12 protein-coding genes and 1 pseudogene are annotated in these 13,057 nt (G+C 31.4%); 8 read left to right on the forward strand and 5 right to left on the reverse strand.

Translation table 11 applies throughout. The annotated features are described in order from the left end of the window. Positions 1–13: 13 nt before the first annotated feature. The 6 genes from HMPREF3241_RS11410 to HMPREF3241_RS11435 all read left to right on the forward strand — a co-directional run bounded on the left by HMPREF3241_RS11410 (position 14) and on the right by HMPREF3241_RS11435 (position 6,798). Positions 14–1,066 carry a YeeE/YedE family protein gene (locus HMPREF3241_RS11410; protein WP_070853671.1) on the forward strand — a complete coding sequence of 351 codons (1,053 nt, stop codon included), beginning with the start codon at positions 14–16 and terminating at the stop codon, positions 1,064–1,066. 51 nt (positions 1,067–1,117) lie between these two features. Further along, positions 1,118–1,342 (forward strand): sulfurtransferase TusA family protein, encoded by a 225-nt coding sequence (locus HMPREF3241_RS11415; RefSeq protein ID WP_002447520.1) that lies wholly within the window; start codon positions 1,118–1,120, stop codon positions 1,340–1,342. A 419-nt stretch (positions 1,343–1,761) separates the two neighbouring features. After that, positions 1,762–3,012: an ammonium transporter gene (locus HMPREF3241_RS11420; RefSeq protein WP_002495669.1), complete on the forward strand. Its 1,251-nt coding sequence runs from the start codon at positions 1,762–1,764 to the stop codon at positions 3,010–3,012. Positions 3,013–3,146: 134 nt separating this feature from the next. Continuing rightward, positions 3,147–4,100 carry a LacI family DNA-binding transcriptional regulator gene (locus HMPREF3241_RS11425; RefSeq protein ID WP_002447518.1) on the forward strand — a complete coding sequence of 318 codons (954 nt, stop codon included), beginning with the start codon at positions 3,147–3,149 and terminating at the stop codon, positions 4,098–4,100. A gap of 259 nt (positions 4,101–4,359) precedes the next feature. Further along, a complete protein-coding gene (locus tag HMPREF3241_RS11430) occupies positions 4,360–5,832 on the forward strand; it encodes a sucrose-6-phosphate hydrolase (protein WP_002447517.1) in 1,473 nt (490 codons plus the stop codon). Between the two features lie 6 nt (positions 5,833–5,838). Further along, positions 5,839–6,798, forward strand: a complete 960-nt coding sequence (locus HMPREF3241_RS11435) for a carbohydrate kinase family protein (RefSeq protein ID WP_002447516.1) — start codon at positions 5,839–5,841, stop codon at positions 6,796–6,798. Positions 6,799–6,865: 67 nt separating this feature from the next. Here HMPREF3241_RS11435 and agrA read toward each other — a convergent pair whose 3' ends face one another. The 4 genes and pseudogenes from agrA to HMPREF3241_RS11460 form a co-directional block, all read right to left on the reverse strand. Beyond that, positions 6,866–7,582: a quorum-sensing response regulator AgrA gene (gene agrA, locus HMPREF3241_RS11440; RefSeq protein ID WP_002447515.1), complete on the reverse strand. Its 717-nt coding sequence runs from the start codon at positions 7,580–7,582 to the stop codon at positions 6,866–6,868. Between the two features lie 16 nt (positions 7,583–7,598). Then, a pseudogene (gene agrC, locus HMPREF3241_RS12875) lies at positions 7,599–8,898 on the reverse strand (quorum-sensing sensor histidine kinase AgrC). 24 nt (positions 8,899–8,922) lie between these two features. Beyond that, positions 8,923–9,063 (reverse strand): cyclic lactone autoinducer peptide AgrD, encoded by a 141-nt coding sequence (agrD, locus tag HMPREF3241_RS11455; RefSeq protein WP_002447513.1) that lies wholly within the window; start codon positions 9,061–9,063, stop codon positions 8,923–8,925. A gap of 5 nt (positions 9,064–9,068) precedes the next feature. After that, positions 9,069–9,632, reverse strand: a complete 564-nt coding sequence (locus tag HMPREF3241_RS11460; protein ID WP_002495668.1) for an accessory gene regulator AgrB — start codon at positions 9,630–9,632, stop codon at positions 9,069–9,071. A 316-nt stretch (positions 9,633–9,948) separates the two neighbouring features. On the opposite strand from HMPREF3241_RS11460, the gene hld reads away from it, so the two are divergent. After that, on the forward strand, positions 9,949–10,026 hold the full coding sequence (hld, locus tag HMPREF3241_RS12590; RefSeq protein WP_002494082.1) for a delta-hemolysin: 78 nt from the start codon (positions 9,949–9,951) through the stop codon (positions 10,024–10,026). Positions 10,027–10,405: 379 nt separating this feature from the next. On the opposite strand, the gene HMPREF3241_RS11465 is transcribed toward hld, so the two are convergent. Further along, a complete protein-coding gene (locus HMPREF3241_RS11465; RefSeq protein ID WP_002495667.1) occupies positions 10,406–11,191 on the reverse strand; it encodes a carbon-nitrogen family hydrolase in 786 nt (261 codons plus the stop codon). A gap of 351 nt (positions 11,192–11,542) precedes the next feature. Between HMPREF3241_RS11465 and sdrH the strand changes: the two genes are divergently transcribed. Beyond that, positions 11,543–13,003 (forward strand): MSCRAMM-like protein SdrH, encoded by a 1,461-nt coding sequence (sdrH, locus tag HMPREF3241_RS11470; RefSeq protein ID WP_070853673.1) that lies wholly within the window; start codon positions 11,543–11,545, stop codon positions 13,001–13,003. The last annotated feature ends 54 nt before the right edge of the window (positions 13,004–13,057 follow it).

Raw genomic sequence — 13,057 nt, forward strand, 5'->3', positions numbered from 1 at the left:
AAAAGGTGATAAAATGGTTTGGACAATTATAAGCGGACTAGTCGTTGGCATATTGCTAGGATTTGTAATGCAGAGAACAAGATTTTGTTTAGCTGGTGGATTTAGAGATATGTACGTTCAAAAAAGTAACAAAATGTTTTATGCATTGCTTATTGCTATTACAGTCCAAAGTATTGGTTTACTTATTCTAAAGAACTTAAATATTATTGAGGTTCCAGCAGAAACATTTCCAGTTATAGGAACTATTTTGGGATCCTTCGTTTTTGGAATAGGAATAGTATTAGCTGGAGGATGCGCGACTGGAACTTGGTATAGGGCTGGTGAAGGGTTAATTGGAAGTTGGGTGGCATTAATATTTTATGCATTGACTTCAGCCGTAACTAAAACTGGGGTACTTCTTCCAATAATGAATCAAATAAATAAACCGACACAAGTCAGCACAAGTATGACAAGTACAACTGGTATACCACAATGGATTCTCGTCACGTTATTAACTGTAATTACAATATTTTTAGTTGTAAAAACAACTCGAAAGCCTAAAATAATGGTGCCCCAACTTAAACAAAAATATAGTGGTATTAGACATTATCTATTTGAAAAAAGATATCATCCATTTGTTGCTGGTATTGCAATAGGTTTTATTGCTTTACTTGCTTGGCCTATGAGTGAATCTACTGGGAGAATGGGTGGCTTAGGTATAACAACACCATCTGCAAATCTTGTAAATTATCTTATTTCAGGAGATTTAAAATTTATTGATTGGGGTGTGCTTTTGGTACTAGGTATATTCATAGGTTCTTATATAGCTGCAAAAGGGTCTAAAGAATTTAGATGGAGATTGCCAGATATTAAGACAATTCGCAATAGTGCGCTTGGTGGCATATTTATGGGATTTGGTGCTTCAGTTGCAGGTGGTTGCTCTATCGGTAATGGTCTAGTAGAGACAGCTACAATGAGTTGGCAAGGATGGATTGCTTTAGCCTCTATGATTATTGGTGTTTGGTTTATGAGTTATTTTATTTTTGTAAAACCTATGAAAAAGTTACAACAAGTATCTCAAAGCTAATATTGGTTATTCAAATGTGACATTAGATAAAGTGAATGAGGAGGTATATCAATGGTATACGAATTAGGAACAGTAGGGATGGTTTGTCCATTTCCTTTAATAGAAGCACAAAAGAAAATGAATGATTTAAATCAAGGGGATGAATTGAAAATCGATTTCGATTGCACCCAGGCTACCGAAGCATTACCTAATTGGGCTGCAGAAAATGGATATCCAGTTACAAACTATGAGCAACTTGATGATGCATCATGGACGATTACCATTCAAAAGGCATAAAAACTTATAATTATAAAGTTGATAAAAAGATTTTTTAAGGATAGAAAATTAAGCAAATTTAATTATAGATTAGATTGACGAGAAAAAAGTTAAATTAAGTAGCCATTAGCTATATCGTTGAAAGAAAGAGCTAAACTTGAAGACTGTTTTTAATTTAATGAAATTCGTTAGTAGAATTATGATAGCCTGAGACAACAATCATTGTCCCAGGCTTATTTATTATTGTAATGAGATAACTAAATCAAGATTATCTTTTAATTATACTCATTACTAACATGGTGTAACGAAAGTAATATGTTTTTTGTACTACGCTTATATATAAAATGTAACTTAAAGTGACATACTGTGTAACATGACCTTACCTAATTTTGCTTTTTAAAAAAACACTCATTATGATGTTTTTAAAGGAAGTGGTAAGTATGAATATGAATGATACAATATTTCTATTTTTATGTACTCTATTAGTATGGTTAATGACACCAGGTTTAAGCCTTTTTTATGGGGGACTCGTACAATCAAAAAATGCTTTAAATACTGTAATGCAAAGTATGGTTGCCATTGTCATTGTCACATTTATATGGATAATGATTGGTTTCTCTTTAAGTTTTGATGGAGGTAATCAATGGATAGGTGGTTTGAAATTTTTGGGTCTTCATCATGTTGGTTTTGAAACTTCAAAAACTTTGAGTACTCATATCCCTCTCTCATTATTTATGTTGTTTCAAATGATGTTTTGTACAATTGCGGTATCTATTTTATCAGGTTCGATAGCCGAGAAAATGAGATTCATTCCTTATCTGATTTTTGTGAGTTTATGGGTTCTATTAATTTATAGCCCTGTTGCCCACTGGGTATGGGGTGGTGGTTGGATTAGTAAAATTGGAGCAATAGATTATGCGGGTGGAACAGTAGTTCATATAACATCAGGTGTATCTGGTTTGGTTCTTGGGATAATGATAGGTATAGGTAAAAAGAAAGAAAAACATACTCCCCATAATCTATTAATTACACTTATAGGTGGTATATTAGTATGGTTAGGATGGTATGGATTTAATGTGGGCAGTGCATTTACACTTGATCACATAGCCATGATATCGTTTGTGAATACAGTTATTGGTGCAAGTGCAGGTGCTTTCGGTTGGTTAATCTTTGAATATATCTTGAAAAAGACTACAAGTTTACTAGGTCTTTTATCTGGAGCACTCTCTGGTCTTGTCGCTATTACACCAGCAGCAGGATACGTCAGCTATATGAGTGCTATGATTATTGCAATAATTGGTGGCATAGGTTGCTATATCGTTATAAATTTAATCAAAGTAAAACTCCAATATAATGATGCACTTGATGCATTTGGTATTCATGGTGTAGGTGGTATCTTAGGAGCTGTGTTTACAGGAGTTTTTCAATCACATCAAATTAATAGTGCGGTGCAGAATGGTTTTATCTATACAGGTGATTTTAAAATAGTAGTCATTCAACTTGGCGCGGCAATTGCGACTGTCGTTTTTAGCGCAATAGTCACATTTTTGATTGCTAGATTTATTAAAATTTTTACTCCTTTAGCTACAACTCAAGAAGAAGATAAAACCGGACTCGATGTTATAGTACACGGTGAGAAAGCATATTTCTATGGAGAGCTAAATAAGTTTAATCGTCATATTAAGTTTTAAAATTATATAAATGACAATCACCTAACACGTCAATTTATTTAATCGTATTCTAAACAATAATTTCAACTATTTAAAGCGTTGGTTCATATGATAAAATAAAAAGGAATGATTGATGACGTGATAGGTGATTTTTTATGAAAAATATATCAGATATAGCAAAACTAGCTGGAGTATCGAAAAGTACTGTTTCACGCTTTTTAAATAATGGATCTGTAAGTCCAGCAACAAAAGAAAAAATAACTAAAATAATAGAAGAAAATAATTATCAACCTAATCAATTTGCACAAAGCTTAAGAGCTCGACGTACCAATTTGATTGGAGCAATTATTCCACGTATGAATTCATACGCTGTTGATGAAACAATTAAGGGCTTGGTACACCAATGTAATAAACATCGATATCAGTTATTATTAAATTACACAGGATTAGAAATAGACGGTGAAATTTCGGCACTAAAAACATTATCACGTAGTAAAGTTGATGGAATCGTGCTAATGGCAACACATATTACTGAAGCACATATTGAAGTCATTGAGAAAATAGATGTTCCTGTCATTATAGTGGGACAAGAACATGATCAACTATATAGTATATATCACGATGATTATGAAGCTGGATATAAAATTGGAGTACTCATTGGTGAAAAAGGATGTCGAAATGTACATTTCTTTGGTGTAAGTGAAGAAGATATTGCAGTTGGTGTTCAACGTAAGCTGGGAGTTATTCAAGCGTTGAATGACTATCACATAAGTCCGAAAATTTATGAGACAACATTTAAGCATGAACAAGCTTTTAAAGATGTAAGTCAGCAACTTAAAAGAGTACATCATGCTGATGCGATAGTTGGAGCAACTGATACCATTGCTTTTGCAATCCATAAATATTGCTCTGATCATCAACAAAGGTTTTACAATTGTTCAATATATGGATTTGGTGGAGACCCTATGACTCAAATAGTATCACCTGTCATTCAAACGGTTAGCTATAATTACTTTGAAGCAGGAGAGCAAGCATTAAAAGAAATTAACCAACTATTAAAAGGTGAACAAACAGCATTAAAAATAAAAATTCCTATCCATTTGAATTAACATGCACAACAAGCTTGTTTTAGTTAAAATGGAACCGATACCACATATAATGATAATTGCTAATCAAATTGATATAATTATTGTGAAAACATAGTTAAATGAAATAATTAATTATATGTTGACTGGTATCAATTGGATATTAATAGGCCTGAATTTAAACATGTCAAAAAGTGACATTATTAACATATTTGTCTTAATCGATATGTTAGAATAATAGAGTTATTAATATATAAATAGTTTTAGTAGGAGGTAGAACATAGTGGAGTGGACTCGTGAAGAGAGATACCAACGTATTGAGGATGTTGATGAAACATATCTTGAGCAACTGAAACACCAAGTGGATACATCTTTATATAGACAAACATTTCATATCCAACCTGAAATGGGTTTATTGAATGATCCAAACGGACTCATTTATTATAAAGGATACTACTATATTTCACATCAATGGTTTCCGTTAGGTGCTGTGCACGGTTTAAAATATTGGTTTAATTATAAAAGCAAAGATTTATTACATTTTGAGCCTCAAGGAACACTTCTTAAACCTGATACTAAGTATGATAGTCATGGCGTATACAGTGGAAGTGCTTTTGAATATCAAAATCACCTTTATTATATGTATACAGGTAATCACCGTGACCAACATTGGAATAGAATTTCCAGTCAAATGATTGCCAGAATGAACAAAGACGGAAAAATAGAGAAGTTTCCTAAACCTGTGATTTATGGACAACCTGAAGGCTATACAAGTCATTTCAGGGATCCCAAGGTATTTGAAAAAAATAATCAACTGTACGCTATTCTAGGTGCTCAAAATGAAAATGAGATGGGTCGTTTACTTTTATATCGTAGTCAAGATGTTGTTGATTGGCATTTTGAGGGTGAGATTAAAACTAATCTGACACAATTTGGTTATATGTGGGAGTGCCCTGATTATTTTAGACTAGGCAATAAAGATGTCATACTCATGTGTCCACAAGGTGTTGAAGCTGAAGGAGATAAATTTAGAAATATCTATCAATCAGGGTTTATGATAGGAGATTTAAACTTTAATAATCTATTTTTCGATCATGAAAGTTTTCAAGAATTGGATAATGGTTTTGATTTCTATGCGCCACAAACGTTTATTGATGCAGATGGACAACGCATTTTAATAGGATGGATGGGACTTCCAGATACAGAGTATCCTACAGATAAAGAGGGGTGGGCACATTGTCTTACTATTCCTCGAGTACTGACTATTGAAAATGGAAAACTTAAGCAACGACCTTTTAAGCAGTTAGAAGATTTAAGAACAAATAAAGAAACAGCTTTGGGATATGCTAATAAATTCAAACGTAAATTACATCCATATGAGGGTAAACAGTATGAGATGATTATAGATATATTAGAAAATGATGCTTCAGAAATATATTTTGAATTGCGTAGCTCTCGATCTGAATCTACACTGATTACTTATAATAAACACGAAAATAAACTCACTTTAGATCGTACCGATAGTGGGAAACTACCATCAAATGTCGATGGAACAACGCGTTCTACCATTTTAGACTCACCATTAAAACAGTTACAAATTTTTGTAGATACATCTAGTATCGAAATATTTTGTAATGATGGTGAGCGTGTTTTAACCTCACGTATTTTCCCAAATGAGGATGCTACTGGTATAAAAGCTTCGACTGAATCTGGTCAAGTATATTTAAAATTCACTAAATATGAATTAAAAGGGTGATTTATAATGAGACGTCTATTTGCCATTGGAGAGGCATTAATTGATTTCATACCACACGTAACACATTCAAAATTAAAAGATGTTGAACAATTTAGTCGACAAGTTGGAGGCGCACCGTGTAATGTAGCGGCTACAGTAAGTAAATTAGGTGGAAAATCAGAAATGATAACACAGCTAGGAAATGACGCGTTTGGTGATATCATTGTAGAAACAATTGAACAACTTGGCGTAGGTACGCAATATATTAAGCGAACTAATAAAGCAAATACTGCGTTGGCATTTGTTAGCCTTCAAGATGATGGTCAAAGAGATTTCTCATTTTATCGTAAACCTTCTGCAGATATGTTATATCAACCTGAAAATATTGATAATATTCAAGTATTTCAAGACGATATTTTACATTTTTGTTCTGTAGATTTAATAGAGAGTGACATGAAATATGCCCATGAGAAAATGATTGAAAAATTCGAGTCAGTAGGTGGTACCATTGTTTTTGATCCTAATGTACGCTTACCTTTATGGGAAGATAAACTCGAATGTCAACGTACAATTAATGCGTTCATACCTAAAGCACATATTGTTAAAATATCTGATGAAGAATTATTATTTATTACTGGTAAGAAGAATGAAGATGAAGCAATTCAATCTTTATTTAGAGGTCAAGTTAATGTAGTGATTTATACGCAAGGAGCACAAGGTGCCACTATTTTTACCAAAGATGATTATCGTATTCATCATGAGGGGTATCAAGTTCAAGCAATTGATACAACTGGTGCTGGTGACGCATTTATAGGTGCTATTATTTATTGCATACTCCAGGCTCGGCATTCTGAATGTAAAGATTTATTTAAGGAAAAGGGAAAGGATATACTAGCGTTTAGTAATCGTGTTGCAGCACTTACAACAACGAAACATGGTGCTATTGAAAGTTTGCCAACAAAAGAAGATATAAAAGACTATTATTGATTAAAAACATAAGAAATAAGTCAAACACCCACCTTTACAACTTCATATCGTAAAGGTGGGTGTTACATTATATTTTTTTAACATTACGTACTGAAGCGAAACAATTTTCGCCATTCTTAAAGTAAACAATACGTTCTTTTGAATCAATAGATTCAATATTATGCCTGTTTATTACAAAACTGTTATGACATCTAAAGAAACGTTCATCAAGCTGTGCTAATTCCTTTAAATTTCCATAAAATTCAATTTGTCGATTATCAAGATGTGCGATGAGTCTATGAGATTTCGTAGATGATTCAAAAAACATAATATCATCATATTGAACGTATACTGAATTACTTCCACGTTTTAACTCAATCGTATCTACATTACTTTCTTTAGATAATAATTTGAGTCGTGTATGTGCTGTTTCAAGACAATCTATGATTCTCATTTTTAATTCAGATGGATCATCCTTAAAAATAAAATCCATAGCAGCCACTTTATAAACAAACGTCAAATAAGTCAGTTCACTGTGACTGGTTACAAATATAATATTACCAACAGGATCATGTTTACGAATTTCACTGGCTAATTTAATACCGTTCATATCAGCTTCTAATTGAATATCAAGGAAGTAACAACCAATGTCATTAAGTTCTTTTGATTGCTCTAAGACCTCATAAGGATCATTTGTTGCTAAAGTTAACTCCATTGGCTTTTCTTCAATCATTATGTAGTTTTTAATGATTGATACCATATGTTCTCTTTGTCTTTGGTCATCTTCACAAACAAAAATTTTCATTTAATTCTACACATCCTTATGATTCCTTATTATTTATTTCTACTTTTTGTACAAAGTAACCATTTTCGATGACAGTATCTAATAAAACATTCTCGTTTGAGTCTGTCAGTTCTTTTAAAGTTGATAAACCTAAACCGCGATTATCGCCTTTGGTAGAAAAACCTTGTTCAAATAACTCATGAATTTTAGGAATATCATCACTACATTTATTCATAACGATAAAAGTGACAGATTCATCATTATCAATGAATGCGATATTGATGAGTGGTTCTTCAAGATTTTCTGAAGCTTCAATAGCATTATCAACTATAATACCGATAATACGACTAAGCTCAACAGTATTCATATCGATACGATCAATTTCATCAGGAACCTCAATACTAATTGGAATACGTTTTTCTTGAGCTTGAATAATTTTAGTAGTAATCAGCCCTTTAATTTCTCTCACTTTCAATTTTTCAATACCATTCATTTTAATAGAGCGAGTTTTTAATTTATCTTTCATTGGGACGATATGTTCATCAAAATATTTGCGTAATCCAGGCATATCATCTTCTCTTATGTAATCTGAAAGAGTGGTGAGGATATTAACATAATCATGTCGGAACTTACGCATTTCATTGTTAATGCTTTCTATACGTAACGTGTACTCATAATATGCTTCGATTTCTTGTAGCTTACGTTTATATTTCATTTCACGTAGTGCGAAAGCCGATAACAATAATATAACCAAACTCAAAAGTACGGTAATAGAAACAAAAATAATAGCATAAAAGTTCAAACTATTACTTTCTTGTAAATTAGTTTGTGAAATTATATAGAAGTATATAAAAGTATATAAAAGCAATAGCTAATACAAAAGAAATAATAATGTAATACCTTTTGCTTAAATATAAATAAGAATACCTAAGCCTAATTAATAAGTGTTTAAATAAATGTGCCAAAATTAAAGATAAAATGATAAAAATTGAAAAATGAAAGATATTATAAAAATAAATATTATGTATTATATTTTCAGTATATAAACTGATAGCTACTGTAATAAAATTTGTTAAATATGACAACAAAGTGCTCATTAACACTATAACAATAGAATACCATCTTACTTTTGAATAGAAGAAAATTATAATTATTAATACTACAAGTACAAGTGCTTGGCTTGCATAAACATTATATAATATTGCAGAAAGGATTATAATTCCAGTAATGAAAATATAATCCTTTCCTACAAATTTAATATTAGCAATAGTTTTTGTAACCCAAACCAAAAGAAACACTTGTATAGCTGCAAATGGTAAAAAGTCAAGTTTACCCATTGAATACACTCTTTCTACAAAATTCTACTCATCTAGTTTAGTTAATTCTTCTGGCACTTGTGGCTCATCGAGATAATTACTACAAGGGTTGTATTTTGATGCGTTACCAATTACTGCCATAAAGTTTGAAAATATTTTTAAAAGTAAGCCACCTAATAAATTCATATTTGTTAATCCTCCTTAGGAAAAAATATTGGTAAAAGTGTAATAGACTCTATTACAACACCCAAGATAACATTTTTTTTGAATACTTCTTCTAGTGTTAAAGCGATTGTTATGATTACGATAAAACTTAATATGGAGAGTACTTTTTTCTTCTTAAGTAAACGTTTAGGTATAGGTTGTTTCTTTGTTGCAGCCGGTGCAAAAGATATTACTAATAAAAAACTAATCATGGCTAAAAAATAAAATATATTTGTACTAAGAGGAAGGTGTAGTACTAGCCAAGGTAAAAATAAAAAATAAAGAATATTTTGTATATGACATTGAAGAGTTGTTTTAGCATGTGCACCATGAGCAAATATTCTTAATAGAAAGTAACTAATATGAGTTAAAAATGTAAAAATGAGCAAATCAAAAAAATAAGACAGTCCATATAGAACCACTGTTTTTTCAATATTACCAGCAACTACTTGCATCCCTAAACGAACTTTTAGAAACTCAATGTGATCTAAGTTATTTTTACGTTGTAAATATTGAGCAAATTGCTCAATTTTTTTATCGATGATTTTCACTTGTCTTCTACTCTCCTCAAGTGTCATTATACTATTTTGCGCAACATTTTTTAGAAAGCATGCCTAACTGTCAAAAAAACATACCTAAGTGTTTTAATTAAGTGCTATTAGATATTTTATCATATTTAGTTTTACAGTTGAGTACTAAATATTGCTATTTACGAAATTTTAATCTTTAAATGGAAAAATCATGTTTTAATAGACTTATATCACAGAGATGTGATTGAAAGATAGTTGAAAAATTTGCTTAATCTAGTCGAGTGAATGTTAAATTCATTCGTATCCATTACCTTAATTCGAAAGGAGTGAAGTTATAATGGCAGCAGATATCATTTCTACAATCGGTGATTTAGTAAAATGGATTATCGATACAGTTAATAAATTCAAAAAATAATTTTTGAATGAGTCTATTGTAACTTTTGTAACTTTGTTTTCTTCGTATAATTAATACTATTAGTGAGTTGTTGAGCCATCCCAACTTAATAATTTACTAATATAAACTAAGCAAGTGAGAAGCATTTGCTAGTAGCTGTAGTTTCCTTGGACTCAGTGTTACGTATTATTCTTAGCTACCTTAATAGGTAATTATTTCTAGCATGTAAACTATCGTAAACAACATTCAATTTATCATGTTAAATAGATAAATTCACTAAAATTTTTTCATAATTAATAACATCCCCAAAAAATAGATTGAAAAAATAACTGTAAAAACATTCCCTTAATAATAAGTTATCAAGCCGTGAGTCTCTCCCAAGCTCACGGCTTTAACTATGCTATTTATAAAGATGTGGTTTTAGATTTTTGAAAACTGGAATATATTCTCTTTGTTGATCTACTAAGTCTATGTCGATATGTGTTGTTAGTACACCTTCTTTATCATCTAAATGGCCTAAAATTTCACCATTAGGATTAATGACAATTGAATTTCCAGCATAACTGGTGTGACCATCATCACCACAACTATTACAAGCTACAATAAAAATATCATTTTCGATTGCTCTCGCTTTTAGTAATGATAACCAATGATCTAGTCTTGAGTTAGGCCACTGTGCTACATAAAAAGCAATTTTAGCACCTTTTCTAGCTGGATAGCGTAATATCTCTGGAAATCGTAAGTCATAACAAATGATTTGTGTCACAAGTGTTTGATCAGATAAATAAAAAGGTTCAGGGACTACATGTCCACCACATAAAAAGTCTGGTTCACTTAACATTGGCACGAGATGTATTTTGTCATATTCATTAATCAATTCTCCGTTTTTATTGATTGCAAAAGCAGTATTATATATATGATTTTCTCTTATATTTGAAACTGAACCTGCAATGATATCCACATTAAATGTATGTGCTAAATCTTTTATAAAGAGAGAACTGTCTTTAAGATTTTTATCAGCTTTTTGTTTTAATTCTTCTAAAGCATAACCGTTATTCCACATTTCTGGAAGCACGACGACACTGGTATCTTTATCTAAATATTGCTTAAACTTAGTTTTGATATTTTGCATATTTTTTTCAACATTTCCACGTTCTACATTGAATTGAAGTATTTGGATTTTCAATATATTCACCCGCCTGTCGTTTTAGTTATAAGATACTAAAATTGCCAGTTAAAGGCAAAATTTCATTTAAAATATCTAAAATTTAATCATGTTAATCTATACATAAAACTATATTGAACTAACATAAATTTTGAAATTTTGTTAGGCTTAGGGTGAAGCTTTAGCTTACATCTAATTATCAAGTACTAATTAAAATAAAAAATTTCATGAATTCTGTTGTTTACAAATAGTTACTTTTACGTTTCAACTTTATTAATATTAATTTTCAATAATCATATTTAAATGCAAAATGCTTAGTTTTTTTATATACTTGAAATAACAAAAGATTGTAATGGGGAGGTGGTTGAATCTATGAAAAAGTTTAACATTAAACATTCATTTATGCTTACGGGCTTTGCGTTCATGGTAACTACATCATTATTCAGTCACCAAGCACATGCTGAGGGTAGTCATCCTATTGACATTAATTTTTCTAAAGACCAGATTGATAAGAATACAGCTAAGAGCAATACTATCAATGAAGTGAATGACACTAGTCGCACAGGAAATAGTATGAATTCGGATAATGATTTAGACACAGATATCGTTTCAGATAGTGATTCAGATTCAGACATTGACACATATTTAGATAGTGATTCAGATTCAGATGGTGACTCAGATTCAGGTAGTGACTCAGGTGCAGACAGTGATTCCGATTCAGATAGTGATTCGGACTCAGATAGTAACACAGATTCAGACAGTGACTCTGACTCAGATAGTGACTCAAATGCAGACAGTGATTCAGACAGCGATTCGGACTCAGATAGTGACTCAGATTCAGACAGTGACTCGGATTCAGATAGTGACTCAGATTCAGACAGCGACTCGGATGCAGACAGTGATTCAGACAGCGATTCGGACTCAGATAGTGACTCAGGTGCAGACAGTGACTCGGATTCCGATAGTGATTCCGATTCAGACAGTGACTCGGATAGTGATTCAGACTCTGATACAAGTTCAGGTAAGGGTTCACATACCGGAAAAAAACCTAGTAACACTAAAGGAAATACAAATAGACCTTCTCAAAGTCATACGAATCAACCCCAAAGGCCTAAATACAATCAAACAAATCAAAACAATATAGACCATAATATTAATCATACACGTATTAATGGAGACGGTGCACCATATAAACGTCGACAAAATATTATTAATTCTAGCTCAGGTCATAGAAATCAAAATAATATAAATCAATTTATATGGAATAAAAATGGCTTTTTTAAATCTCAAAATAATATCGAACATAGAATGAATAGTAGTGATAATACCAATTCATTAATTAGTAGATTTAGACAATTAGCAACGGGTGCCTATAAGTACAATCCGTTTTTGATTAATCAAGTAAAAAATTTGAATCAATTAGATGGAAAGGTGACAGATAGTGACATTTATAGCTTGTTTAGAAAGCAATCATTTAGAGGAAATGAATATTTAAATTCATTACAAAAAGGGACAAGCTATTTCAGATTTCAATATTTTAATCCACTTAATTCTAGTAAATACTATGAAAATTTAGACGATCAGGTTTTAGCTTTAATTACAGGAGAAATCGGCTCAATGCCAGAACTTAAAAAACCTACAGATAAAGAAGATAAAAATCACAGCGCCTTCAAAAACCATAGTGCAGATGAAATAACAACAAATAATGACGAACACTCCAAAGATTATGATAAGAAAAAGAAAATGCATCGAAGTCTTTTATCATTAAGTATTGCAATAATTGGAATTTTTCTAGGAGTCACTGGACTATATATCTTTAGAAGAAAAGGGTAATAAAATAAGCATCTCGCCATGTATGATAATTGATTTATACATGATGAGATGCTT

Origin of the sequence: Staphylococcus sp. HMSC34G04, assembly GCF_001838765.1 — a bacterium.
Classification (GTDB): Bacteria; Bacillota; Bacilli; order Staphylococcales; family Staphylococcaceae; genus Staphylococcus; species Staphylococcus epidermidis.